The organism is Pseudomonas sp. QE6 (assembly GCF_041379005.1).
Classification (GTDB): domain Bacteria; phylum Pseudomonadota; class Gammaproteobacteria; order Pseudomonadales; family Pseudomonadaceae; genus Pseudomonas.
This window is the reverse complement of record NZ_CP166873.1, coordinates 1,333,031-1,356,314: the sequence shown is the minus strand read 5'-3', so window position 1 is coordinate 1,356,314 and position 23,284 is coordinate 1,333,031. Positions and strand designations below refer to the sequence as shown.

The following is a 23,284-nucleotide window of genomic DNA, read 5'->3' as shown; positions in this document are numbered from 1 at the left end:
CCAGACCATGAACGCGATCCTCGACCCCGCCATTCTGCCGACCCGGCAGGCGCAATACGGCGCCCTGGCCATCCAGGGCCTGAGCAAGGCCTATTCCATCGACGGCCGCAGCCTGCCGGTGCTGGAGAACATCGACCTGGCGGTGCGCCCCGGCGAGTTCGTCAGCATCGTCGGCGCCAGCGGCTGCGGCAAATCCTCGCTGCTGCGGCTGATCGTCGGCCTGGAGAACGACTACAGCGGGCGCATCCTGCTCGACGGGCAGACCGTGACCGGCACCAGCCTGGAGCGCGGTATCGTGTTCCAGGACCACCGCCTGTTCCCCTGGAAGACCGTGCAGGAAAACGTCGCCCTGGCGCTGAAGAACCAGAAGCTCAGCCGCGCCGAAAAGCGCGAGCGGGTCGCCGATCACCTGGAACTGGTGGGCCTGACCGGCTTCGAGCAGGCCTACCCGCACCAGCTTTCCGGCGGCATGGCGCAGCGCGCCGCCATCGCCCGCGCACTGATCACCCGGCCCAAGGTGCTGCTGCTGGACGAACCCTTCGGCGCCCTCGACGCCCTCACCCGCGTGCGCCTGCAGCACGAGCTGCAACGCATCTGGGTGCAGCAGCGCAGCACCATGATCATGGTCACCCACGACGTGGAAGAGGCGCTGTACCTGGGCGACCGGGTGATCGTCATGGACGCGCGGCCGGGGCGGATACGCCATGAGGTACGGGTGGACCTGCCGCACCCGCGCCAACGCGGGGATGCGCTGCTGCAACGGCTCAAGGACGAACTGCTGGGCGAGCTGATGCAAGGCTGACACCGCCCGTCCCGATCCGTCCCTGCATCTGGCGTCGGCGACCTTCCTACGCCTGGCGTGCTAACCCTATAAGAGCCGCTCTTCCAACGCCACGAGGGTGCACTCCATGAACAAGATCGTCGCCATCACCGGCGGCTTCGGCCACCTGGGCAGCGTGGTCGGTCAGGCCTTCGCCGACGCTGGCTGGCAGGTCGCCTTGCTCGACCGGGCCGTCAGCCCGCGTTATCCACAGGCCGGCGCGCTGTCCCTGGGCGGCGTCGACCTGACCGACAGCACCGCCGCCCGTACCGCCATCGACCGCGCCAGCGAGCACTTCGGCGGCCTCGACGCGCTGATCAACGTCGCCGGCGGCTTCCACTGGGAAACCCTGGCCGATGGCGACGTCGATACCTGGGACCTGATGTACCGCATCAACCTGCGCACCGCCGTGGTCTCCAGCCAGGCCGCGCTGGCGCACCTGAAGGCGCGTGGCCAGGGTCGCATCCTCAATATCGCGGCGGCCGCCGCCACCCGCGCAGCGCTGGGAACCGGCGCCTATGCGGCGTCCAAGGCCGGCGTGATGCGCCTGACCGAGGCGCTGGCGGAAGAGCTGAAAGACGCGCGCATCACCGTCAATGCACTGATGCCGAGCATCATCGACACGCCACAGAACCGCGCCGACATGCCCGACGCCGAATTCGACCGCTGGGTGCGTCCGGAGCAACTGGCGGCGACCCTGCTGTTCCTCGCCTCGGATGACGCGGCCGCGATCACCGGCGCCTGCATCCCGGTCAGCGGGCGCGTCTGACCTCAGACCGAGGTCGCATTGGACGTCGGCGGCCCCGGCCCCTATGCTCGCCGGCCGTTCCATTGTCCGGTTGTGCCGCCATGTCCCACGTGCTGTCCGTCGTCCTGCCGATCTTCGCGCTGATCCTGGTGGGCTGGCTGTGCCGGCGCACCCACCGCCTCGGCCCGCAGGCGGCCTCGGAGATCAACCGGCTGGTGGTCTGGCTGTGCCTGCCGGCGCTGCTGTTCAAGGTCACCGCCACCGCGACCTGGGCGGAAATCTGGCAGCCGGGCTTCCTCGCCGCCTTCACCGGTGGCTGCCTCCTGGTGTTCTTCGCCACCCTCGCCTGGCGCCTGCTGCAGGGCCGCCCGCTGCCGGCGGCGAGCATCGACGGACTCAGCGCGTCCTACGCCAACACCGGCTACATGGGCATCCCCCTGTGCCTGCTGGTGTTCGGCCAGGACGGCCTGGAGCCGGCGCTGATCGCCTCCCTGCTGGTGGTCTGCGTGCTGTTCGCCATCTCGGTGGTGTTCATCGAGGTCGGCCTGCAGAGCGAGAAGCACATCGGCCGCGCCGTGTGGGTGGTGACCAGAGCGCTGGGCAAGAACCCGCTGGTGGTGTCGCCGATCATCGGCGGGCTGTGGGCCGCAAGCGGCATTGGCCTGCCGGAACCGCTGCTGCATTTCCTCGACATGCTCGCCGCCGCCACCACGCCCTGCGCGCTGGTGTCGCTGGGGCTGTTCCTGGCGCAGAAGCAGGAAAGCGAACAGGTCGGCGCCTGGCCACTGGTGATGATCAAGCTGATCGGCCAGCCGCTGCTCACCGGCTTCCTCGCCTACAAGGTGTTCGACCTGCCGCCGCTGTGGGCGGACTCGGCGCTGCTGCTCAGCGCGCTACCCACCGGTACCGGGCCGTTCATGCTCGCGGAGTACTACCAGCGCGAGGCGGCGGTGGTGTCGCGGAGCATTCTGGTGTCGACCTTGGGCTCGTTGGTGACGCTCTCGCTGTGCCTGCTGTGGATTGCCAGATAGCAGGCTCGCTCCTACAAAAGCGGGCATAAAAAAACGGACCAGCCATCGCGGGGATGGTGGTCCGTTGCGCAAACGCAGGGGAGCGTCACCAGGGGAAGGTGACGATCCAGACGCAGCCCCTCAGGCGTATGGCCCGAATTGCGTCAACGTTGCGATCAAGCCGGTTCGGTCAGCGCGCCCGCAGCGCGCGCGGGTAGTTGGCGGCCGGAGATCCGGTGGGCGTCGCCCGCCGGCGCGGTGCCCTTGTCGTAGGGCTTGGCCAGCAGCATGTAGAGCAGGCCCGCGCCCAGCACCACCAGGGTGGTGAGGATCATCGAGTAGTTCATGTACCAGGGCGCATCCGGGGTGCGCGGCCAGACCATGTTGGTGATCGCCGCCACGCCGTAGACCAGCGCCGCCACGTTCACCGGCACGCCCCAGTTGCCGAGGGTGAACTGCCCGCCGGGCACCCAGCCCTTGGCGCGGGCGATCAGCGCGGCGATGACGATCAGCTGGAACGACACGTAGATGCCGATCGCGGCGAAGCCGACGATGGTGGCCACGGCATCGGCCATGAACAGGCCCAGGCAGACGATGGCCGCGGGCATGACGCCCGCCACTACCAGCGCGACCGCCGGGACGTGGTTGGTGTTCAGCTTGGACAGGGCCTTGCTGCCGACGATCATCTCGTCGCGGGCATAGGCGAACAGCAGGCGGCTGGCTGCGGCCTGCAGGCTGAGCACACAGGACACGAACGACACCATCACCACCGCCATCACCAGCTTCGAACCCACCGGGCCGAAGGCGTTGGCCAGGATGGTGGTCACCGGGTCGGTGTCTTCGCCGTTGATCACGCGCTGGATGTCCGGCACCGAGAGGATCAGCGCCAGGCAGGCGAACATCGCGGCGGCGCCGCCGATGTAGATGGTCATGCGCATGGTCTTGGGAATCATCCTGCCGGGGTTCGGGGTTTCCTCGGCGACGTCACCGCAGGCCTCGAAGCCGTAGTACTGGAACAGCCCCGCCAGGGACGCGGCGAGGAAGGCCGGCCAGTAGGAGCCGTCGACCTTGATGTCGAAGGTGTTGAACAGCACGCTGAAGTCGTTGTGGCGCTCGAAGATCAGCAGGTAGCCGCCCACCAGCAGCGCACCGCCCAGCTCGCAGATGAAGCCGAACATGGCCACGCGGGCCAGCAGCTTGGTGCCGGACAGGTTGAGCACGGTGGACAGCGCGATCAGCGCCAGGGCGATGCCGATGGCCGCGTTGCCGTGCATCTCGAAGCCAAGCATGGCCGCCATGTACGGGCTGGCGCCCACGGCGATGCCGGCGATGGAGGTGCACAGCGCCCAGGCGTACACCCAGCCCACCATCCACGCCCAGCGCTTGCCCACCAGGCGACGCGCCCAGGGGTAGACGCCACCGGAAATCGGGAACTGGGAAACCACTTCGCAGAACACCAGGCACACCAGCAGCTGGCCCAGGCCGATCAGCAGGTAGGTCCAGAACATCGGCGGACCGCCGGCGGCCAGGCACAGGCCGAACAGGGTGTAGACGCCCACGACAGGCGACAGGTAGGTGAAGCCCAGGGAGAAGTTCTCCCACAGGCTCATGCTGCGTTCGAAATTGGAGCTGTAGCCAAGCGCGGCGAGCTGCTCGGCATCGGAATCGGTTACGCCAGCGGCACGCTTGGCAGGGGACCCACTCATCGTTGTTTCCTCTCAGGGGTTGATGGGCAGAAGGCAATCGACCGGCGGGCCTCACGACGCCCGCCGATTCCCTTTTCGGGTTGGTTTCTTATGGGTGCAAAGCGACGATGCTCTTTGTGCTGTCACTTGCCGTCGTCGAACTGCGAGAGCCACTCCACCGCCTGGTCGCGGTAGCGGGTGAAGCCCTTGTAGTCCACCAGTTCCTGGTTGAGGGACTTGAGCACGCGGTGCATGCGCTTGGCCCACGCCGGGTTGGTGGCGATGTCTTCCAGGCTCAGCAGGTAGGTGCGGATCGGGAATACGATGGCGTTGCTGCGCGGCAGACGGTGCAACGGCTGCAGCTCGATGCGCAAGTAGACCTTTTTACCGGCGTTCTCGGCGGTCACCGTGGTGCGGTCCGGCGCCCACTCGGGCAGGGACTCGGCGGACACGTCCAGGCGCGGGTTGACGGTCAGCGACCAGTTCAGGCGGCGCACCGGGTGGCCGTTGCGCAGGCGCAGCAGGAACTTCAGCGCGCGGTCGAGCATGCCGGTTTCCTTCACCAGCGGCACCGGACCGTGGAATTCGTGCCAGGCCATGCCCAGGTTGAAGCGCAGCGAGTAGTCCGCGCGCTGGGTGGCGATGCCCGCGCCCCAGTACAGGGTGCCGTCGCGTTCTTCCTGCAGGACCCAGTCGCCCTGGGCCTGGCGGGTGACGTACTCCATCGGTTCATAGGGCAGGGTCGAGGGATCACCGAAGGTGAAGGTGTCGTCGATGTTCAACAGCTTGTTGGTCCAGTGCCAGCGGGTGCCGTCCTTCTCCAGGGAGAAGTACTCCGGGTAATCCTTGGCGTAGGACTCCATGATCAGTTCGAGCAGGTCCCACTGCGCCTCCATCATGTGCGGCGCGGAGACGTAGTGCATGCCCGGGTCCTTCTCCAGGGTGATCGCACGGTCGCGGCACTCGCTGATGTAGTGCTCGTCGATGTCGAACACCGCGCGGAAGGCGCCATCGCCGACGCTGACGTGCGGCTCCAGGTTCATCGAGTACATGTACTCGTCGTCCGGGAAGGGCCAGGGGGCGCGGTCGATGCATTCCTGGCTGTTGGCGTAGGTGTAGTCGTCGCGGTAGGTTTCGTCGGGGCGGAATTGGATGGTCATGGTCGTTCTCCGGCTCAGCAGTCGATGACCAGCCGCGAGCACTTGGCGCGCGACACGCAGGGCATGATTTTGGTGTTGGCGGCCTTGTCCTCGTCGGACAGCCAGTCGTCGGTGTGGAGGATCTCGCCGTCCAGCTCCAGGACATTGGTCTCGCACATGCCGCAGGCGCCGCCGCGGCACAGATACGGGATCTCGTGGCCGGCGGCCTCGGCGGCCTCCAGCAGGCTCTGGTCGGGCGATACCTGGATGGTCGCGCCGCTGCGCGCCAGGGTGACCTGGAACGCCTCGCCGACACTGCCCTGTTCGAGGAAGCGCTCGTAGTGGATGTGGCTGTCGGTCCAGCCATGGGCGTGGGCGGCGTCGATCGTCGCCTGGATCATGCCCTCGGGGCCGCAGACGTAGACGTCGCTGCCCAGCGGGCGGTCGGCCAGCACTTCGGAAATATTCAGGCGCTCGCCACGGTCGTCGCGGTACAGACGCACGGCGTCGCCGTATGCCTGCCGCAGTTCTTCACCCAGGCGCGCATGGGCGTCGCCGCGCACCGCCAGGTGCACTTCGAAGGGCGTGCCGCGCAGGCGCAGTTCGGCCAGCTGCGAGCACACCGGGGTAATGCCCACGCCGCCGGCGATGAACAGGTGCAGGCGCGCGTGCTTGCTCAGCGGGAACAGGTTCACCGGGCGGAGGATTTCCAGCTCGTCGCCTTCCTTCACCACGTCATGCATGTGTTTCGAGCCGCCACGGCCTTCTTCCACGCGGCGCACGGCGATCTGGTAGGCGCTGGCGTCGTAGGGCGAACTCATCAGCGAGTAGGCGTTGCGGTAGGTGCCGGTGGCGTGGGGCATCAGTACCACGACGTTGCTGCCGCCGGAGAAGGGCGTCAGGTGCGCGCCGTCGGTGGACACCAGGGTGAAGCGCTTGATCTCCGGGGTCACCTGCTCGATGCGGGTGACGCGGACCTTGAGGGTTCCGTTGGACTGGCTCATGTGTCGAGCTCCTCGGCTTCCGGCAGCTCACCGGGGACTTCGGCGTCGGCCTTCACCGCCTGGAAGGCGGCGAGGCGGCGGGAGTAGTGGTCGCGGACCACCAGGGTGCGAGCGCAGTGCGGGCACTCGAAGACGCGCTGGGTGACGTTCTCGGTGTAGCCGTCGCAGTGCACGCACCAGACGCGACGTACGAAGGAGCCGGCGTGTTCGCGCAGCACCTCGTCCTTGTTCAGGTTGATCGCGTCGGCGGCCTGCATGGCGGTGCCGATGAAGCTTTCCGAGCCGGCCAGATACAGGCGGGTGCCCATGCGCGACTGGCCCAGCAGCGCGTGCAGGTCATCCACCAGCGCGCGATTGCTCGGGTAGATCGCCAGCTCCACGTCGGTGATGTCGCGCAGCGCGGCGAGGTGATCCTGGCCGGAGAAAGTCTCGGTGGAATACAGCACGCGGATGGGCGCGGTGCGCGGCATCTCGGCGAGCAGGCGGAGCATGGCGGCGCCGCCGCTGCCCTGGCCGGCGATGATGTGGTGGTGGCCACCGGCGAGCGGGCGCAACTGGTCGTAGACCGGCCGGCTCTTGATACCTGTGATGAGCATTGTTCTTGTGCCTCCAGAACTGCCGGCGCTCTCGGTCAGGAGCGCCGGCGCGATTCGAGGACCCGTGCACGGTCACGGGTCGCAGGAGACAGGGCACAGACTGTGCCAAATATTTAAGTAATTGAAATTTAAAGAAAAAATAAAATCACGAGATTAGAGGTGTAAGCAGAAATGACAACGCCTGTAGGCAGGCTTGCAGCGGTGGATTGTCGCAGGGGCGCTCGTGCCTCGCGTGCGAAAGCAGCGTGACCGGTTGGTCGCGCGGATGCGTAGATGGTGAGCTTTCCGTAGGAGCGAGCTTGCTCGCGAACCGCCGCCGCGCGGGGATTGTTCGCGAGCAAGAACTGGGCGTCCCCCTCGCTCCTACAGGTACGGGAAATTCCGGCATGGTAGGCGGAACGTAGGCGCATAACCCGGAACGGGTTATCCGCCCTACGTGAGGCGAATTTTTCGGAGGACGCTCAATCGTCCCGCTGCAACTTGCGGATCAAGGTGCCGACGTCGATACCCAGGTGGATCGCCGCCTTGCGCTTGCTGCCGCACAGGCGCACCGCGCGCAGGATCACCTGGCGCTCGTAGCGCTGCACCTGGGCCTTGAGCGGCTGGTCGTCGATGGTCGCAGCCGGTTCGTCGGCGGCGACGGGACTGCCGGCCGGCGGCGCGCCGAGCAGTTCCGGCGGCAGGTGCAGCTGTTCCGCCACGTCGTCGGCCAGCACGGCGAGGCGTTCGAAGATGTTCACCAGCTCACGGATGTTGCCGGGGAAGTCGTAGGCCAGCAGGCGCTCGCGGCAAGCCGAGGACAACCGCAGCAGCGGCTGACGGTCGCGGTTGATGCGTGCCAGGAGGATGTCCATCAGCACCGGCAGGTCGTCGCGGTGGGCGCGCAACGGCGGGATTTCCACCGGCAGCACGGCCAGGCGGTAATAGAGGTCGGCGCGGAACTCACCGGCCGCCACCAGGGCGCGCAGATCCTTGTTGGTGGCGGCGATCACCTGCACCTGGACCTGCTTGGACAGCGGCGAACCCACCGGCTGGATGGTGCCGTCCTCGAGGAACTTGAGCAGCTTGGCCTGCACCTGCAGCGGGATTTCGCCGATCTCGTCGAGGAACAGCGTGCCGCCCGAGGCGCTCTCGATATAGCCACGCTTGCCCGACTGCAGCGCGCCGGTGAAGGCGCCGCGCTCGTAGCCGAACATCTCCGACTCGAACAGGGTTTCCGGGATGCTCGCGCAGTTCACATCGATGAAGGGCCGGTCGCCCCAGCCGGCGGCGCGGTGGATGTGCCGGGCGATGGCGGTCTTGCCCACGCCGGGCTCGCCGAGCAGCAGCAGGCGCGCGCGGCGGCGGAAGGCGCGCACGCCCATGTCGGCGATGGATGACAGCAGCGGCGACATGTGCAGCGCGTTGTCCTGCGGGTCGCCCAGGCCCTGCAGGTCGGTGGTCGAGGCGCGCCCGGAAGGGCTGCGCAGGCTGCCCGCGGTGCCCGGCTCGTACTCGCGCTGGATCAGCAGGCTGTAGGGCTTCTCGTAGGCCGTGGTCGGCACCGCCTGGGCGCGGGTGAGGAATACCCGGCCATCGCGCGAACGGGTCAGCGCGCTCTTGCCGCCACGCCGCAGGGTCTGCTGGAAATCGTCGAACTGCAGTGCCGAACGCTGGAAGAAGTCCACGTCCGGCAAGCCCAGCACGTCCACGCGAGTCACGCGGTTGACCCGCTCCGCTGCCAGGTTGATGAAGCGCACCCGCGATTCACCGTCGCAGACGATCAGCGCCTCGCTGAAGCTGTCCAGCAGGGCATGCAGCGCCGGCGTCTCCAGCAGCGCGGAGAGCATCTCCCCGGAAGCGCTGACCGAGGAGCGCATGCCCATGCGCGGGGACGCGAAGAAACCTTCTTCGCTCATGGATGCAGCTCCGTCGCCTTGTTCGCCTGGCGCAGCACGAAGACGCGCCAGGCCACGCCCTCGCGGATGAGGATGCGCGAGCAGTGGCTGTTGAAGGACTGGTAGTTGCCGAACTGGTCGGGCAGGTCGAGCACCTGCCAGGTGCGCTCCGGCAGCGGCATGCGGTTCAGGGTCGAGGCCAGGCCGGCCGCGCGAGTGATGCCGAAGGTCTGCTCGAAGGCCGCGTTGCGCCATTGCGGCTGGGCCGCCTCGTCGATCACCAGCACGGCGTCGGGCACCGCGTCGAACACCCGCCGCAACGCTTCGATGCGCTGCTCGGCATCGTGCTGCATGCGCAGTTCCTGGCTGACGTCGCGCAGGCTGCCCCACATCCGCAGCATGCGGCCGTTGTGGATGCTGGCGCGCACGTCGTTCTCCACATAGGCGGGCGAGCCGTCGTGGCGGCGGTCCACCGACAGCGCGCCGTCGACGTGGAAGTCCGCCTCGATCAGGCGCCGCACGAACTCTTCGTTGGCCGGGCTGCGCGGCCAGTACAGGCGCACCGGTTGCTCGCTGAAGTCGACGTCGGCGGGCATCTCGTAGATGTTCGCCATGGCGCGGTTGCACATGCGCCAGTAGGAGCGATTCTCGAACACCTGGCGGACGATCTCGTCGGGCGTCTCGCGCACGTCCACCGACTCGGCGAACTCGATGCACCAGTAGGCCACCCGCGCGCTGAAGAGCATCTGGCTCATCACTTCGTTGGCGCTCTGCAGCTCGCCCAGGCGGCGGCTGATCGGGCCCAGCGGCATCTTCACCAGGTGCAGGCGCGCCGGCTCGCCGTCGCGCCACTGCAGCACGCCGCTGGCGAGCACCGGCAGCAGGCCGCCGTTGTGGCGGATCAGGGTCAGCTCCAGGTCCTGTACGCGCTCATCCGCCGGCGGGTTGGCGAACAGCTGCATCAGCGCGTTCAGCGAGTCGGCGGTGTAGATCAGCTCGGCGCCCTGGCCATCCAGCGAACCGGGCGCATAACCGAGCTGGTCGGTCTGCTCGGCGGAAACCTCGATGAAGCGTCCCTGGGACGTCAGGCTGTCGGACAGCAGCAGGCCCCTGTCCAGCAGCAGTTTTAGCGGGTCCATTTCCCTCTCCAATGCAAATTCCCAACACGACGAAGCGACCGCTCGAGTTCGCCCGGCGGCTCTCAAGAAGATCAAGGCATGTTGCATGCCAGCCTGAAACGCCCGTGCGCCGTGGGCTGGAGCGGAAGGATGTATGCAAGAACGCAGCACTGCGCGCAATCGTGCAGCACAGATTGCAGGGTATCCGCTGCATGACTGCAGCGGAGCGCCGGACGATGAAAGATAGGGAGTTTAGCGCCACAAAATCACGGCCCAGCAGATCACCGATGACGCGGCGCACCCGGGATTGAACCCGCGCGCAGCGCACCATGTGGTATCACGGCCAGGAACGCCTAAGTCCCGCTGACGGTGGTGACCTCCACGTAATGCCGCGCATGGATGGCCGGCGCGGGCACGACAGGCGCATCCAGTTGGCTCCGCGAGAAGCAGCGGAAATGATTGAGCACCATGTCGTAGCCGGAGAGCCTGGTGAAGGCGATCCCACCGGAAAACCTCGGGTTGACGTCCATCAGCAGCGCGTCGCCCTCATGGACGAGGAACTCCATGTTGATGCAGCCATTCACGCCGAGCACCTGTGCGACCCGGCCCGCGGCTTCGACCAGCGACGCATCGGGCAGCATCTGCACGGTCAGGCCGGCGCCGTTGGAGGTACGAACCAGCTCCTGCCGGGCCATGCCGGCCCACTGCCCGCTGCCGGCATGCCGCACCACGTCGACGACGCACACCTCGCCGGGCAGCAGCGGCTGCACGATGTAGTCGCGATCCTGGCACTTGTCCTGGATGTAGCGCAGGTAGTCCAGGTCGTGGATACGCACCAGCCCTTCGCAGTTGCGGCCATCGCAGGGCTTGGCGATCAGCGGCAGCTCCAGTCCCGGCACCGGCAGGTCCTGCAGGCGCCAGGTGGGAATGGCGCGGATGCCCTGGACGTCCTGGAATGCCTGGAACACCCGCCACTTGTCACGGGCGACGTGGATGGTATCCAGCGGCGGCATGCACAGCGTGATGCCACGGGAGGTGAACGTCTCATGATGCAGTGCGAACGCGTCGATCTCGGGGTCGATCTGCGGCAGCACATGGGTTACCCGCTCGGCCTCGCAGATCGACAGTACGCGGCGGATGTAGGCGGTCACGTCCCTTGCGGGGGGCACCTGGTAGGCAGCATCCAGCAGCGTCGAGGTGGTGCACCACTCCGGGGGCTGGATATTGGTCCCGATGAGCCGCGCAGTGGAGTGGCGCCGCAAGGAAGTGATCACCGCCTCGGTGCAGAACGCGCCGGTGGCCGTGATCAGGCAGGCGGGGGAAAAAACGCCGTCAAATAGCGTGCTCATGGGCGAACTCCGCCGAAAGCACGCCGAAAGAGCTCAACAATGAAGTGAGTTCCCATGGTTCGTGGCCTCGCAGTGAGTAGACTGGCTGCCCCCCTGGCGTACCGCTGGCCCCACGGCAATTTGCCAGCGATCCCATCAAGCGTAGCCGCGAACCCGTCCCCGCAACGGCAACGACATCGGCCAGGGCAGGAAAAACTCCCTCACCCTGGCTCCAGGCCCCGTCCTGTCTGGCCTGCCGCTCGTCAGGTCCACCAGTAGCGCACGAAGTGGAAGAACACCGGCGCCGCGAAGCACACCGAATCCAGGCGGTCGAGCATGCCGCCGTGGCCTTCGATCATATGGCCCCAGTCCTTCACGCCCCGGTCGCGCTTGATCGCCGACATCACCAGCCCGCCGAAGAAGCCGAGGATGTTGATCATCAACGCGATCAGCAGCGCCTGCCAGGGCTTGAACGGCGTGATCCACCACAATGCGCCGCCGACCAGGGTAGCCAGCGCCACGCCGCCGACGAAGCCTTCCACGGTCTTGGACGGCGACAGGTTCGGCGCGATCTTGCGCTTGCCGAACAGCTTGCCGCAGACGTACTGCAACACGTCCGAGAGCTGCACGACGATCACCAGGAAGGCGATCAGCAGCAGGTTGCGGCCCTCGTAGCCGGCGATGTCCAGCGTCAGCAGCGCCGGCACGAAGGATATGCAGAACACCGCCAGCATCAGCCCCCACTGCACCTTCGAGGCACGTTCGAGGAAATGCTTGGAGTCGCCGCCCAGCGAGGCGAGGATCGGCAGCAGGAGGAACATGTAGACCGGGATGAAGATGGAGAACAGCCCGTACCACTGGATGCCGATCAGCAGGTACTGCATCGGCAGCACGAAGTAGAACGCCGCCACCAGCGCCGGGTAGTCGCTGCGGCGGGTCGGCATCAGCGTGAGGAACTCGCGCAAGGCATAGAAGGACACGCCGTAGAACAACAGGATCACCGCCCAGTGACCAAGCGCGAAGGCACCGCCGATCACCGCGACCATCACCCACCAGGCGTTGATCCGCGCGTTGAGGTTGTCGATCACCGCATGCGGTCCAGGCGGCGCCTTCCAGCGCAGCACCGCGCCGACCAGCGAAGCGAGAACGAGGATGGCGCCGATGCCACCGAAGAGTAGCCAGGTCTGGTTCATCTCAGTGGCCCTCCGGCGCAGCGAGCTTGAGCAGCGCCTCGCGGGCGCGTTCGAGGAAGGCCTCCTTGCCCTCGCCCTCCTGCACCGCCAGCGGCGCACCGAAGCTCAGAGTGCACAGCAGCGGCAACGGCAGCGCGCGCCCCTTGGGCATCACACGGTTGAGGTTGTCGAGCCACACCGGCACCAGCTCCACCTCTGGATGTTTTTTGGACAGGTGATAGATGCCGCTCTTGAACGGCAGCAGGCGCACCTCCTCGTCGAGGTTGCGCGTACCCTCGGGGAACAGGATCAGCGAGTCGCCGTCGGCCAGCGCCTGCTCCACCGGCTCCAGCGGATTGCGGCCTTCGGCCGCGCCCTGGCGGTCGATCAGCACGCCATGGAACACGCGATTGATGATGAAGCCACGCAGGCCGCCCTTGCCCCAGTAGTCCATGCCGGCCACCGGCCGGGTGCGGGCGCGCAGCTCGGGGGGCAGCGAAGCCCAGAGCAGAACGAAATCGCCATGGCTGCTGTGGTTGGCGTAGTAGATGCGCTGCGCCGGAATCGGCGTGGTGCCGATCCACAAGCTGCGCAGGCCGGTCACCGCGCGGGCGCCGGCGATGATGGCGTAGGCGAAGAGTCGTTCCAGCATTCCGGGTACGTTCCTCAGGATTGGAAGGTCAGGGTGATCAGGCACAGCAGCGCGAGCAGCCACTGCGCCGCACAGAACAGCGCCTGCCGGCGCAACAGGGCGAGCGCGCCACGACTGCGCTCGCTCCAGGGGCGGCCGGCTTTATCCGCAGGTACGCCGGCGTAGGTGGCGAGTGCGTCGTCCAGCTGACGGGTTTTCTCCGGCAACGCATCACCGGCATTCGCCATGGCCTGGAACAGATCGGCGTCCAGCGCCACGCGCATGGCGTAGAACTTCTGCACCAGGCCCAGCAGCACCAGCAGCGCCATGCACAGGCTGAACGCCAGTGTGGCGCTGGCCATCAGCACACCGTAGAAGCCGAGCGCCAGGGCGAGCACGGTCAGCGCCGAGGACAGCCCATTGAGGCTGCCGCCACGGCGCAGCAGGCTGGCAACCAGGATCAGACCCGGATCAACCGACATGGCTCACCTCCTGCGGCTCGTGCGGCTGGCCGGCGATCTGCGCCAGCACCGCCAGTTGTTCGGCCTTGAGCACCACCTGCGGGCGCGCCCGGCGCAGCTGCGCCACGGCGTCATCGACGGTGGCGGCGCGTCCGGAAATCAGCAGCCAGGCGGCGACCACCGTGGCACTGCGCGAATAGCCCAGCGCACAGCACACCAGCAGCGGGCCATGGCGGCGCAACGTCTCGATCAGTTCGGCGCCGATCCGGCACTCTTCGGCACCGGGCGCCAGCAGATCGAGCAGCGGCAGCGTGGCATAGCCTTCGCCGTGCGCCGCGCACGGCAGCTCGGCACACAGATCAAGAACGGCGAGGTCCGGCCTTGCTGCCAGATCGGCGGCGCCGGGCAGGCGGCCGAGCCAGAGGCCGGGCAGCACTTCGTCCGGCTGGGGATGGCGGCGCGTCCAGGCGCGGGAGTTGATCCAGGCGGCCAGCAGATAGGGCGCCAGCAGCCAGGACACTGCCAGCGAATGCCGACCGTCCGCGCGCTTCTGGAAGCCCTCCGCGCCGATGCCCAGGTAGCAAAGCGCGACCAGCGCCAGCGAAACCGCTGGCCAGCACAGCCAGAGCCAAGCCCCGCCAGCGGCGGATGCCAGCCACGCGCACAATGCCGATCCGATGGCGTAGAAGGCCGCCAGGCGCAGCCGGCGCGGATCGCCGCTCAACTTCCAGGCGGCAATGGGCGAGCGGCCCTCGCGCGGCCACAGCCAGACACACAGCCAGCCGGCCAGCGCGCCGGTCGGCACATCGATGAAGTGGTGCTGCCAGGTGGTCAGTACCGACAGGCCGATCAGCGCGAACCAGCCGTGCAGCAGCCAGCGCCACAGGCCGCCGGCATAGCGGCCGTAGGCGACCCAGAGGATCACCAGCAGCGCGATGTGCAGCGAAGGCGCCTGGTTGAAGGGCTTGTCGAAGCCCATCAGCAGGTCGAACAGCCAGCCGAACACGCCCTCCAGCGCCGGACGCTCGAAGCTGAAGCGCAGCGGGAAGAGCAGGAAGCAGCTCACCGCGATCACCTGCGCGCTGAGCAGGCGCAGGGCGTGGCTGTCCAGCTCGCGGCGGGTGCGCGGCAGCAGGAAGGACAGGCCATAGAGCAGGTCGATGGACCAGTACGGGATGATCGTCCAGGGCCACAGCGGCATGCCGCGCTCCCAGTCGAACACCCATACGCCGACCGCCTCGCGCTGCGCCGCTGCCCAGTTGGCGAAACCGTAGCTGGCGAAAAAGAACGGCCCGAGGAACACCAGCCAGATCACCGCCCGGCGCAGCACGCCGGGATCGCGCGCCGGCATTGCTGCCGCCATCAGCTGCGCTCCCGGCGGGCCAGGGACACGGTGAAGATGCCGTCCTCGTCGATGCGCTGGGCCAGCTTGCGGAAGCCGGCGGCCTCCACCAGCTGATCCATCTCCAGCTGCGTGCGCCGGCGCATCACCCAGGCCTGGCCGGCGCGATGGCTGGTCAGGGCGCGGGCGATCAGCTCCAGTTGCGGGTGCCAGGGCTGGCCGGTGTAGATCAGGTAACCGCCCTCTTCGACCGCCTCGCCGAGGCCGGCCAGCGAGCCGCTGACCATCGCGTTGTCGGCGAACAGCTCGTAGAGGCCGGAGACCACCGCCAGACTCGGTTTGGGTTCGACGGCGGCCAGGTCGGCGCCATCGAAGGCGTCGCCCTGGACGAAGCGGGCGCGGTCCTTCAGGCCCAGCCGCTCGATCAGTGCCGAGCCTTCGCGCACGTTCAGCTCGCTGTAGTCACGCAGCAGCACGCTCTCCGGCAACGGCTCGACGCCCTGCAATGCTTCGAGGATATAGCGCCCGTGGCCGGCGGCAATGTCGAGGATGCGCACCTCGCGGCCCTGCTTGCGCAGCTCGGCCATGGCCAGGCGCAGCAGTTCCTCGATGTTCACCTTGCGCTGGCGGATACCGCGCCAGCCGGCGGATTCCAGGTAGGTCCTGTCGATCAAGCGACCCACGGGGCCAGCGCCGGTGGGCTGGTTGCGGTAGACGTAGTCGAGGGTGCTGCCCGAGTCGAAGCCGGTCTGGAAGCCCAGGTTGATGCCGTCGGACAACAGCCGGCCGAGGCGCATGTTGGCGCGGGTCGCGCGCCAGTAGAGGTCGCGGATCGACCAGGTCGGCAACGGCGTGGCCAGCGCCTCGGCCTCGGCACAGGTGTAACCGAAACGGTCGGCATCGCGCAGGTCGGGGCGCTCCGGCGCGCGGCCGAAGCATTCGAGCATGAAGCGCCGGGCGCGGCCCACCGCCTGCTCGCGGTTCAGCTCGCCGAGGGTGTCGTGGAAGAAGCCGGGCAGGATGTGCAGCTCCTTGCGCGCCGTACCGAGGTTGTCGAAGAAGCGCTGCTGCGGCTTTCGGTGCACCACGAAGTCGGAGCCCGAGATCAGCAGCTGGGTCGGCACCTTTATCGCCTGGGCGTCGGCCACCACGCGCTCGGCCGCGTCATAGAGGCCGAGCAGCACGTTCACCGAGATGGCCCGGGCGATCAGCGGGTCGTTGTCGAAGGAGGCGATGCGCTCGGGGTCGTGGGTCAGGAAGTTGGATTTGACGTAGCTGTTGACGAAGAAGTTGCCGCGCCACCAGCGGGCCAGCTTCAGCCCCGGCCGGGCGAAGGGCACGTAGAGCTTGACCTTGAACGCCGGCGAGGCGAGCACCAGGCTGCGGATCGGCGGTGCGTAGTCGTGCACCCAGGTGGAGACCAGCACCGCACCGACGCTCTGCGCCACCACCGCCATCTCGCAGATGGCGATGCCATGGGTCGCGGCGATGTGCTCGACGAAGGTCTGCACGTCGCGCACGCTGGTGCCGAAGCTCGGGCTGTCGCCGCGCGCGCCGGGGGACTGGCCGTGGCCGCGGGCGTCCCAGGCGAAGATGTCGAAGCCGGGCATGTCCAGTTCGTCGGCCAGGTGGGCGATGCGCCCGGAGTGCTCGTGGCCGCGATGGAACAGCAGTACCGCGCGGCGTGGCGCATCAGCGGCCGGCGCAGCGGGCCAGTGGCGATAGAACAGCTCGACGCCGTCGTGGGTAACGAAGTGGTGATTCGAAGATTCGCGCATGACTTCCTCTGTTCGATGGCTTCGGGGACGATCCCATCCCCGCCGTTCAGGCCGTGAGACGCGCTCAGGCGGCCGACTTTTCCCGCTGCTCCGACAGCCCGTGGCGCACGCGATTGACGATAGTCAGGACCAGCAGCACCGCCACCACCACCAGCAGGTCGTTCAGCCAGTCCAGCGGCAACAGTCCAATCGCCAGCCCCGCACCGAAGAGGCCGAAGCACAGCGCGCGATCGCTCTTGCCCATCGGGCCGTCATAGCGACGCGAGGCACCGACCATCACGCCCAGCACACCGGCGTATTCGCTGATGACCGCCAGCAGCACCACCAGCACCACCAGCCCTGGCGAAACACCCGGCAGCAGGGCGAACGGCAGGTACAGGGCGCTGTCGGCGATCACGTCGGTCAGTTCATTGAGGTAGGCGCCCAGCTTCGACTGCTGGCCGAATTCACGGGCGAGCATCCCGTCCATGGCGTTGAGCGCCATGCGCACGAACATCCACAACGGAATCAGCAGGAAGACCCAGGCATGGGCACTGAGCAGCGCTACGACCAGTGCGACCAGCAGCGAAGCACCGCACGCGGCGAGCGTCACCTGGTTGGCCGTCACGCCGCGCTGGTGAAGGCGCGTCACCTGGGGACGCAGGAGGTTCTGGAAGCGGGACTTGAGTTGGTAGACGGAGATCATGAAGGTCCTTCTCGTCGATCGGAACGAACTATCCACAGCCCTGTGGACCCACCGAGCATAGCCTCACAGTGGAAGCGGAGCTGTAGGAAGTGTCTCAGTACAATAGATGAACGATCCCACCTACAAAGACACAGATCCAGTCCACGGCGCCGAGCACGATGACAGTACGGCGCCACGAAAAAAGGCGGAGCCCCCCCCTTTCGGAGACTCCGCCTTTTCGTCACTACGGGCTGATCAGGCCAGCTTCAGCAGTCCCATGCCCAGGATCAGCATCGCCAGACCCAGCCAGCCGCGCCAGGACAGGCGCTGGCCGAACAGGGCCCAGCCCATGGCCACGGTGGCGAGGATGCCGAAGCCGCCCCACACCGCGTAGGCCACCGACAGCTCGATGCCACGAACCGCCTGCGACAGCGCGGTGAAGGCACCGAGCACGAAGAGAATCGAGGTGACGCCGAGGATGCGCTTGCGGAAGCCGTCGGAGTATTTCAGCAGCAGGTTGGCGATCACTTCCAGGACGATGGCCAGGCCCAGCCAGGCCATCGGAATCAGGTCATGGTTCAGCATGCTACGGCCTCCATGTCGGTCTCACGCTCGTTCTTGCGGGTGCCGGACTTCACCAGCAGGATGCCGGCGATCATCACGACCAGGCCCAGCCCTTTCTCCAGGGTCAGGTCCTCGCCCAGCCAGGCGGCGCTGACCAGCGAGATCAGCACGATGCCGATGCCTTCCCAGAGGGCGTAGGCCACGCCCACCGGTACATGCTTGATGGCCAGGGACAGGAAGTAGTACGACAGGCCGACCATCAGGTACATCAGCAGCAGACCCGCGACCGGGTACAGCGCATGGGTGAATTTCATCGAAGTGGTGCCAACGACCTCAAAGCCGATGGCGGCAAACAGATAGATCCAGGAACGCATGGTGCAAGCCCTCCCACGGGCGGCCGCGCGCAGTCTCGCTAAGAGCATCCTTGCGGCGGTTTTCGGTTCGGGTTCGGTGGCGCCGACTCGGGCAGCGGAGGTTCCGCCGCGCTTGGCGCCACCAACAGGTGGCAGCCGAAGGGAGGGGCTAGAGGTCGCCGGTCCAGTAACGCTCGCGCGAAACCAGGCGGGAAGTGGGAAGAGGTAGAGCCTTGATGTTCAACATAATGAACATATTGTGCCAATTTTCCGGTCAACTGGCAAATCGACGGCCTCGATACTCATCATGAACGCCCATATACAGGCGTCTGCGGAGCGACCCGGACATCAGGCGCCATCAGGGTTGTGCAATATTCTGATCACGCTGTTCAACCTGCGACAGCACGCCGCGGCCATGACCTGCGCCACCACCCGCCCGCGCGCCGCCCTGTTAGTATCTGCAGCCAGTACCCCGTCGGAGACCGCGATGATCGCCCTGCTGGACGCCTGGAAGGCCGGCCTGTTCGGCCGTGAGCACTGGACACGCAACCTGGTCGCCGGCGTGATAGTCGGTGTGGTGGCACTGCCGCTGGCCATGGCCTTCGCCATCGCCAGCGGGGTCAAGCCGGAACAAGGCATCTATACGGCGATCCTGGCCGGCGCACTGGTCTCCCTGCTGGGCGGCAGCCGGGTGCAGATCGCCGGGCCCACCGGCGCCTTCATCGTCATCCTCGCCGGAATCACCGCCAAGTACGGCGTCGACGGCCTGCAGATCGCCACGCTGATGGCCGGCGCCATCCTCGTGCTGCTCGGTGTGAGCCGCCTCGGCGCGATCATCCGCTTCATCCCGGCACCGGTGATCGTCGGCTTCACCGCCGGCATCGGGGTGATCATCTGGGTCGGCCAGTGGAAGGATTTCTTCGGCCTGCCCGCCGTCAGCGGCGAACACTTCCACCAGAAGCTCTGGCACCTGCTGCAGGTGCTGCCGCAACTGCATATCGCGACCACCCTGCTGGCGCTGCTGAGCCTGGCGCTGGTGCTCTTCACGCCGCGCATCAAGGCCCTGCAGCGAGTCCCCGGCCCGCTGGTGGCGATGGTGGTGGTGACCGCCATCCAGTCGCTGTTCCACTTCGCCGGCGTGGCCACCATCGGCAGCGCCTTCGGCGGCATTCCCCAAGGCCTGCCGAGCTTCAGCCTGCCGGAAGTGACCCTGCCGCGCGTGCTGGAGCTGATCGGTCCGGCCTTCGCCATCGCCATGCTCGGCGCCATCGAGTCACTGCTCTCCGCGGTGGTGGCCGACGGCATGGCCGGCACCCGCCACGACTCCAACCAGGAACTGATCGGCCAGGGCATCGCCAACCTGGTGACCCCACTGTTCGGCGGCTTCGCCGCCACCGGCGCTATCGCCCGCACCGCCACCAACATCCGCAACGGCGGCAACAGCCCGCTGGCTGGCGTCACCCATGCCGTGACCCTGGTGCTGATCCTGCTGTTCCTCGCCCCGCTGGCCTCGAACATTCCGCTCTGCGCGCTGGCGGCGATTCTCTTCGTGGTGGCCTGGAACATGAGCGAGATGCGGCACTTCCTGTTCATGGTCAAGCGCGCACCGCGCGCCGACGTGGCGATCCTGCTGATCACCTTCCTGCTCACGGTGTTCAGCGACCTGGTGATCGCGGTGAACATCGGCGTGATCCTCGCCATGCTGCACTTCATGCGGCGCATGGCGTCGTCGGTGGAAGTGCATGCCAACGAAGGCCCGGAACTGGAGGTGGAACTGCGCGGCCGAGGGCTGGCGGATCTGCCACCGGGGGTGCTGGTCTACAGCATCGAGGGGCCGCTGTTCTTCGGCGCAGCGGAAACCTTCGAGCGCGCCCTGGTCACGACCCACACCGACCCGAAGGTGCTGATCATCCGCCTGCGCCGGGTCCCCTTCATGGATATCACCGGCCTGCAGACGTTGCGGGAGGTGATCGAGGACCTCCAGCGGCGCGGCATCGAGGTGCGCCTGTGCGAAGCCAACTCGCGGGTACTGCGCAAGTTGCGCAAGACCGGGATACTCGACGTGCCGAGTGCGGCCATCTATCACCACGACTTCCCTGCTGCGCTGACGGCCACGGTGGCCGGGGCCTGACATGCCGGGGCGGATCGACGCGCTGATCTTCGACTGCGACGGCACGCTGGTGGACAGCGAGCAGCTGTCCGCCGAACTGCTCGTCCGGCTACTCGACGAGCGTGGTGCGCGTACCACGCTGGACGCCATCCTGCCGATCTACCGCGGCGAGCGCTTCCAGGACGTGGTGGAGCATCTGGGGCGACTTTATCCACAGGTGGCGCCCGCCGACTTCCTCGTCGAATACCGCCACCGCAGCCTGCCCTGGCTGCGCGCCCGGCTACAGCCGATGCCCGGCGCGGTGGAACTGGTGCGCCGGCTGCGGGTGGCGAAGTGTGTGGCCTCCAACGGCCCGCGCGAAAAGATCGAGACCAGTCTGGATTGCGCGGGGCTGTTGGACGACTTTCGCGGGCGCGTGATCAGCGCCTACGAAGTCGGCGCCTGGAAGCCCGATCCCGAACTGATCCGCCACGCCGCCCGGCGGATGGGCGTGGCGCCCGAGCGCTGCCTGGTGGTGGACGACAGCCTGCCCGGCCTGCGCGCCGGTCTGGCTGCCGGCGCACGGGTGGTCGGGTTCGGCGAGCTGGACTTCAGCGGGTTGACCGGAGCGTTCGAGCGGGCGCGGGACATGCGGGAGCTGGAGTGCCTGCTGGACAGCCTGGGCCTGCTGGCGCCCACCGCTCCCTGACAAACCGCATCACTTCACCAACCGCGCATCCAGGCTGTTCTGCGCCAGCCGCTGCGCCTGCTCCCTGGTCATGCCCAGGTGCTCGTGCAGCGCCTGGAAGTTCTCGGTGACGTAGCCGCCGAAGTAGGCCGGATCGTCCGAGTTCACCGTCACCTTCACCCCGCGTTCGAGCATGTCGAGGATGTTGTGCTCGCGCATGTGGTCGAACACGCAGAGCTTGGTGTTGGACAGCGGGCAGACCGTCAGCGGGATCTGCTCGTCGATGATGCGCTGCATCAGGCGCTCGTCCTCGATGGCGCGCACGCCGTGGTCGATGCGCTCGATCTTGAGCAGGTCCAGGGCTTCCCAGATGTATTCCGGCGGGCCCTCTTCGCCGGCGTGGGCCACGGTGAGGAAGCCTTCGGCGCGGGCACGGTCGAACACGCGCTGGAACTTGCTCGGCGGATGGCCGACCTCGGAGCTGTCCAGGCCGACGGCGATAAAGGCGTCGCGGAACGGCAGGGCCTGCTCCAGGGTCTTGAACGCTTCCTCCTCGGACAGGTGCCGCAGGAAGCTGAGGATCAGCCCGTGGCGGATGCCCAGCTGCTTCTCGCCATCCTTGAGCGCGCCCTGGATGCCGCGCAGCACCACTTCAAAGGGGATGCCACGGTCGGTGTGGGTCTGCGGGTCGAAGAACGGCTCGACGTGGATGACGTTCTGCGCCTTGCATTTCTCGAGGTAGGCCCAGGTCAGGTCGTAGAAGTCCTGCTCGGTGCGCAGCACGTCGGCGCCGGCGTAGTAGAGATCGAGGAATTCCTGCAGGTTGTTGAACGCGTAGGCCTGGCGCAGGCTCTCGACGTCGCCCCAGGGCAGGGCGACCTTGTTGCGCTCAGCCAGGGCGAAGAGCAGCTCGGGCTCCAGCGAACCCTCCAGGTGCAGGTGCAGTTCGGCCTTGGGCAGGGCATTGAGCCAGTCGTACATGGTGAGGTCTCGTGATCAGGCGGTCGGGGAAATTATCGCATGCCCGGGCGCGGCTGCTGGCAAAGATGCTGTGAGCCGACGGCCGCTGGTGCGCCTTCCGGGCATTGCCTAAGATGGCGCACTCGCTCCTACCGGATATGGATAGCCCTCGATGCTGCGCGCGCTCAAAGACGAAAGATTCCTCCTCCTTGCCCTGCTGGTGGCGACCGCGGTGTATCCGCTGGAACATGGACTGCTGGGCGGCGGCAAGCTGCTCGCCGGGATCACCGCCAGCGTCCTGCTGGCCGTGATCATCAGCGTCTCGCTGCGCGTTGCGCACCACGCCGAAATCCTCGCGGAGAAGGTCGGCGAGCCCTACGGCACCATGATCCTGACCCTGGCCGCAGTGCTGGTGGAAGTGGTGATCCTGGCGATCATGATGGGCCACAACCATTCGCCGACCCTGGCCCGCGACACCATCTACGCCGCGGTGATGCTGGACATGAACGGCATCCTCGGCCTGGCCGCGCTGCTGGGCGGCCTCAAGCACGGCGAGCAGTCGTACAACGACGACTCGGGCAAGACCTACGTGACCATGATCCTCACCGCCGTGGGCATCTCCATGGTGGTGCCGGAGCTGATCCCCGCCGAGCAGTGGAAGCTCTACTCCTTCTTCACCATCGGTTGCATGGTCATGCTCTATGCCTTGTTCCTGCGCATGCAGACCGGCCAGCACAGCTACTTCTTCAGCTACAACTACGCCGCCCACGGCGAGCATGGCGAAAGCCACGAGAGCGCGGGTAGCAGCAAGCAGTCCATGGCGTTGCTGGTGGTCGGCGTGGTGCTGATCGGCGCGCTGGCCGAGGTGATGTCCAAGGCCCTGGATGTCAGCCTGGAAGGCAGCGGCGTGCCACCCATCGTGCCGGCGCTGCTGGTGGCGGCGATCTCCGCCAGCCCGGAAATCCTCACCGCGCTGCGCGCAGCCCTGGCCAACCGCATGCAGCCGGTGGTCAACATCGCCCTAGGCGCCTCGCTGTCCACCGTGATCCTCACCGTGCCGGTGATCGAGGCCCTGGCGCTGTTCAAGGGCCAGCCGATCCAGATGGCGATGACCCCGCTGCAGACCGGCATGATGTTCATCACCCTGATGGTCGCCGGCTTCAACCTGCATGACGGCAAGACCAATGCCATCGAAGGCATGACCCACTTCGTGCTGTTCGCCACCTTCCTGATGTTGTCGCTGATGGGACTCTGACC

At 67.1% G+C, this 23,284-nt stretch carries 22 protein-coding genes; 6 read left to right on the top strand and 16 right to left on the bottom strand.

Features of this window, described 5'->3' with window-relative positions:
* The first annotated feature begins 7 nt into the window (after nucleotides 1-7).
* From ACAW63_RS06125 to ACAW63_RS06115, 3 genes are all read left to right on the top strand, one after another.
* Nucleotides 8-802 (top strand): ABC transporter ATP-binding protein, encoded by a 795-nt coding sequence (locus tag ACAW63_RS06125; RefSeq protein ID WP_371234595.1) that lies wholly within the window; start codon nucleotides 8-10, stop codon nucleotides 800-802.
* 106 nt (nucleotides 803-908) lie between these two features.
* Entirely contained in the window at nucleotides 909-1,589 is a 681-nt protein-coding gene (locus tag ACAW63_RS06120) for an SDR family NAD(P)-dependent oxidoreductase (protein WP_371232402.1), read from the top strand.
* An 80-nt stretch (nucleotides 1,590-1,669) separates the two neighbouring features.
* The gene (locus tag ACAW63_RS06115; RefSeq protein ID WP_371232400.1) at nucleotides 1,670-2,599 is read left to right on the top strand and encodes an AEC family transporter; all 930 of its coding nucleotides are present in this window, start codon (nucleotides 1,670-1,672) and stop codon (nucleotides 2,597-2,599) included.
* Nucleotides 2,600-2,754: 155 nt separating this feature from the next.
* Here ACAW63_RS06115 and ACAW63_RS06110 read toward each other — a convergent pair whose 3' ends face one another.
* The 15 genes from ACAW63_RS06110 to ACAW63_RS06040 all read right to left on the bottom strand — a co-directional run bounded on the left by ACAW63_RS06110 (nucleotide 2,755) and on the right by ACAW63_RS06040 (nucleotide 18,251).
* Nucleotides 2,755-4,284 (bottom strand): APC family permease, encoded by a 1,530-nt coding sequence (locus ACAW63_RS06110; RefSeq protein WP_371232398.1) that lies wholly within the window; start codon nucleotides 4,282-4,284, stop codon nucleotides 2,755-2,757.
* Between the two features lie 122 nt (nucleotides 4,285-4,406).
* Nucleotides 4,407-5,423 (bottom strand): DUF3445 domain-containing protein, encoded by a 1,017-nt coding sequence (locus tag ACAW63_RS06105; RefSeq protein ID WP_371232397.1) that lies wholly within the window; start codon nucleotides 5,421-5,423, stop codon nucleotides 4,407-4,409.
* Between the two features lie 14 nt (nucleotides 5,424-5,437).
* Nucleotides 5,438-6,406: a 2Fe-2S iron-sulfur cluster-binding protein gene (locus ACAW63_RS06100; protein ID WP_371232395.1), complete on the bottom strand. Its 969-nt coding sequence runs from the start codon at nucleotides 6,404-6,406 to the stop codon at nucleotides 5,438-5,440.
* Nucleotides 6,403-7,002 carry a dimethylamine monooxygenase subunit DmmA family protein gene (locus ACAW63_RS06095; RefSeq protein WP_371232394.1) on the bottom strand — a complete coding sequence of 200 codons (600 nt, stop codon included), beginning with the start codon at nucleotides 7,000-7,002 and terminating at the stop codon, nucleotides 6,403-6,405. The genes ACAW63_RS06100 and ACAW63_RS06095 overlap by 4 nt, the downstream gene beginning before the upstream one ends.
* A 461-nt stretch (nucleotides 7,003-7,463) precedes the next feature.
* Entirely contained in the window at nucleotides 7,464-8,900 is a 1,437-nt protein-coding gene (locus tag ACAW63_RS06090; protein ID WP_371232392.1) for a sigma-54 interaction domain-containing protein, read from the bottom strand.
* Nucleotides 8,897-10,018, bottom strand: coding sequence for a PAS domain-containing protein (locus tag ACAW63_RS06085; protein ID WP_275609661.1), 1,122 nt, complete (start codon nucleotides 10,016-10,018; stop codon nucleotides 8,897-8,899). The genes ACAW63_RS06090 and ACAW63_RS06085 overlap by 4 nt, the downstream gene beginning before the upstream one ends.
* Nucleotides 10,019-10,350: 332 nt before the next feature.
* Entirely contained in the window at nucleotides 10,351-11,346 is a 996-nt protein-coding gene (locus ACAW63_RS06080) for an ATP-grasp domain-containing protein (protein WP_371232390.1), read from the bottom strand.
* Nucleotides 11,347-11,588: 242 nt separating this feature from the next.
* Entirely contained in the window at nucleotides 11,589-12,518 is a 930-nt protein-coding gene (locus ACAW63_RS06075) for a phosphatidate cytidylyltransferase (protein ID WP_275609658.1), read from the bottom strand.
* 1 nt (nucleotide 12,519) lies between these two features.
* Complete coding sequence (locus ACAW63_RS06070; protein WP_371232388.1) at nucleotides 12,520-13,149, bottom strand: lysophospholipid acyltransferase family protein; 630 nt, start codon at nucleotides 13,147-13,149, stop codon at nucleotides 12,520-12,522.
* 14 nt (nucleotides 13,150-13,163) lie between these two features.
* Nucleotides 13,164-13,610: a hypothetical protein gene (locus tag ACAW63_RS06065; protein WP_371232387.1), complete on the bottom strand. Its 447-nt coding sequence runs from the start codon at nucleotides 13,608-13,610 to the stop codon at nucleotides 13,164-13,166.
* Nucleotides 13,600-14,940: a phosphatase PAP2/dual specificity phosphatase family protein gene (locus tag ACAW63_RS06060; protein ID WP_371234593.1), complete on the bottom strand. Its 1,341-nt coding sequence runs from the start codon at nucleotides 14,938-14,940 to the stop codon at nucleotides 13,600-13,602. The genes ACAW63_RS06065 and ACAW63_RS06060 overlap by 11 nt, the downstream gene beginning before the upstream one ends.
* 11 nt (nucleotides 14,941-14,951) lie before the next feature.
* On the bottom strand, nucleotides 14,952-16,709 hold the full coding sequence (locus tag ACAW63_RS06055) for a bifunctional alpha/beta hydrolase/class I SAM-dependent methyltransferase (RefSeq protein ID WP_371232385.1): 1,758 nt from the start codon (nucleotides 16,707-16,709) through the stop codon (nucleotides 14,952-14,954).
* A 64-nt stretch (nucleotides 16,710-16,773) separates the two neighbouring features.
* Entirely contained in the window at nucleotides 16,774-17,394 is a 621-nt protein-coding gene (locus ACAW63_RS06050) for a CDP-alcohol phosphatidyltransferase family protein (protein WP_371232383.1), read from the bottom strand.
* Nucleotides 17,395-17,628: 234 nt separating this feature from the next.
* Entirely contained in the window at nucleotides 17,629-17,958 is a 330-nt protein-coding gene (gene mdtI / locus ACAW63_RS06045) for a multidrug/spermidine efflux SMR transporter subunit MdtI (RefSeq protein ID WP_371232382.1), read from the bottom strand.
* On the bottom strand, nucleotides 17,952-18,251 hold the full coding sequence (locus tag ACAW63_RS06040; protein ID WP_371234591.1) for an SMR family transporter: 300 nt from the start codon (nucleotides 18,249-18,251) through the stop codon (nucleotides 17,952-17,954). Before ACAW63_RS06040 ends, mdtI begins: the two co-directional genes overlap by 7 nt.
* A gap of 526 nt (nucleotides 18,252-18,777) precedes the next feature.
* Between ACAW63_RS06040 and ACAW63_RS06035 the strand changes: the two genes are divergently transcribed.
* Together ACAW63_RS06035 and ACAW63_RS06030 are read left to right on the top strand one after the other, a co-directional pair.
* Nucleotides 18,778-20,421, top strand: a complete 1,644-nt coding sequence (locus tag ACAW63_RS06035) for a SulP family inorganic anion transporter (RefSeq protein ID WP_371234589.1) — start codon at nucleotides 18,778-18,780, stop codon at nucleotides 20,419-20,421.
* A gap of 1 nt (nucleotide 20,422) precedes the next feature.
* Complete coding sequence (locus tag ACAW63_RS06030; protein ID WP_371232380.1) at nucleotides 20,423-21,088, top strand: HAD family hydrolase; 666 nt, start codon at nucleotides 20,423-20,425, stop codon at nucleotides 21,086-21,088.
* A gap of 9 nt (nucleotides 21,089-21,097) precedes the next feature.
* Here ACAW63_RS06030 and ACAW63_RS06025 read toward each other — a convergent pair whose 3' ends face one another.
* Nucleotides 21,098-22,048, bottom strand: a complete 951-nt coding sequence (locus ACAW63_RS06025; RefSeq protein WP_371232379.1) for an adenosine deaminase — start codon at nucleotides 22,046-22,048, stop codon at nucleotides 21,098-21,100.
* 151 nt (nucleotides 22,049-22,199) lie between these two features.
* Here ACAW63_RS06025 and ACAW63_RS06020 point away from each other — a divergent pair, with 151 nt between their 5' ends.
* Nucleotides 22,200-23,282 carry a calcium:proton antiporter gene (locus ACAW63_RS06020; protein WP_371232378.1) on the top strand — a complete coding sequence of 361 codons (1,083 nt, stop codon included), beginning with the start codon at nucleotides 22,200-22,202 and terminating at the stop codon, nucleotides 23,280-23,282.
* The last annotated feature ends 2 nt before the right edge of the window (nucleotides 23,283-23,284 follow it).

Bases quoted from the DNA above. Each gene is read 5' to 3' on its own strand.
- ACAW63_RS06090 (WP_371232392.1), bottom strand. From the start codon at position 8,900: ATGAGCGAAGAAGGTTTCTTCGCGTCCCCGCGCATGGGCATGCGCTCC.
- ACAW63_RS06060 (WP_371234593.1), bottom strand. From the start codon at position 14,940: ATGCCGGCGCGCGATCCCGGCGTGCTGCGCCGGGCGGTGATCTGGCTG.
- ACAW63_RS06070 (WP_371232388.1), bottom strand. From the start codon at position 13,149: ATGCTGGAACGACTCTTCGCCTACGCCATCATCGCCGGCGCCCGCGCG.
- ACAW63_RS06120 (WP_371232402.1), top strand. From the start codon at position 909: ATGAACAAGATCGTCGCCATCACCGGCGGCTTCGGCCACCTGGGCAGC.
- ACAW63_RS06075 (WP_275609658.1), bottom strand. From the start codon at position 12,518: ATGAACCAGACCTGGCTACTCTTCGGTGGCATCGGCGCCATCCTCGTT.
- ACAW63_RS06125 (WP_371234595.1), top strand. From the start codon at position 8: ATGAACGCGATCCTCGACCCCGCCATTCTGCCGACCCGGCAGGCGCAA.
- ACAW63_RS06035 (WP_371234589.1), top strand. From the start codon at position 18,778: ATGATCGCCCTGCTGGACGCCTGGAAGGCCGGCCTGTTCGGCCGTGAG.
- ACAW63_RS06055 (WP_371232385.1), bottom strand. From the start codon at position 16,709: ATGCGCGAATCTTCGAATCACCACTTCGTTACCCACGACGGCGTCGAG.
- ACAW63_RS06080 (WP_371232390.1), bottom strand. From the start codon at position 11,346: ATGAGCACGCTATTTGACGGCGTTTTTTCCCCCGCCTGCCTGATCACG.
- ACAW63_RS06065 (WP_371232387.1), bottom strand. From the start codon at position 13,610: ATGTCGGTTGATCCGGGTCTGATCCTGGTTGCCAGCCTGCTGCGCCGT.
- ACAW63_RS06115 (WP_371232400.1), top strand. From the start codon at position 1,670: ATGTCCCACGTGCTGTCCGTCGTCCTGCCGATCTTCGCGCTGATCCTG.
- ACAW63_RS06050 (WP_371232383.1), bottom strand. From the start codon at position 17,394: ATGATCTCCGTCTACCAACTCAAGTCCCGCTTCCAGAACCTCCTGCGT.
- ACAW63_RS06110 (WP_371232398.1), bottom strand. From the start codon at position 4,284: ATGAGTGGGTCCCCTGCCAAGCGTGCCGCTGGCGTAACCGATTCCGAT.
- ACAW63_RS06030 (WP_371232380.1), top strand. From the start codon at position 20,423: ATGCCGGGGCGGATCGACGCGCTGATCTTCGACTGCGACGGCACGCTG.
- ACAW63_RS06105 (WP_371232397.1), bottom strand. From the start codon at position 5,423: ATGACCATCCAATTCCGCCCCGACGAAACCTACCGCGACGACTACACC.
- ACAW63_RS06100 (WP_371232395.1), bottom strand. From the start codon at position 6,406: ATGAGCCAGTCCAACGGAACCCTCAAGGTCCGCGTCACCCGCATCGAG.
- ACAW63_RS06095 (WP_371232394.1), bottom strand. From the start codon at position 7,002: ATGCTCATCACAGGTATCAAGAGCCGGCCGGTCTACGACCAGTTGCGC.
- mdtI (WP_371232382.1), bottom strand. From the start codon at position 17,958: ATGCTGAACCATGACCTGATTCCGATGGCCTGGCTGGGCCTGGCCATC.
- ACAW63_RS06020 (WP_371232378.1), top strand. From the start codon at position 22,200: ATGCTGCGCGCGCTCAAAGACGAAAGATTCCTCCTCCTTGCCCTGCTG.
- ACAW63_RS06040 (WP_371234591.1), bottom strand. From the start codon at position 18,251: ATGAAATTCACCCATGCGCTGTACCCGGTCGCGGGTCTGCTGCTGATG.
- ACAW63_RS06025 (WP_371232379.1), bottom strand. From the start codon at position 22,048: ATGTACGACTGGCTCAATGCCCTGCCCAAGGCCGAACTGCACCTGCAC.
- ACAW63_RS06085 (WP_275609661.1), bottom strand. From the start codon at position 10,018: ATGGACCCGCTAAAACTGCTGCTGGACAGGGGCCTGCTGCTGTCCGAC.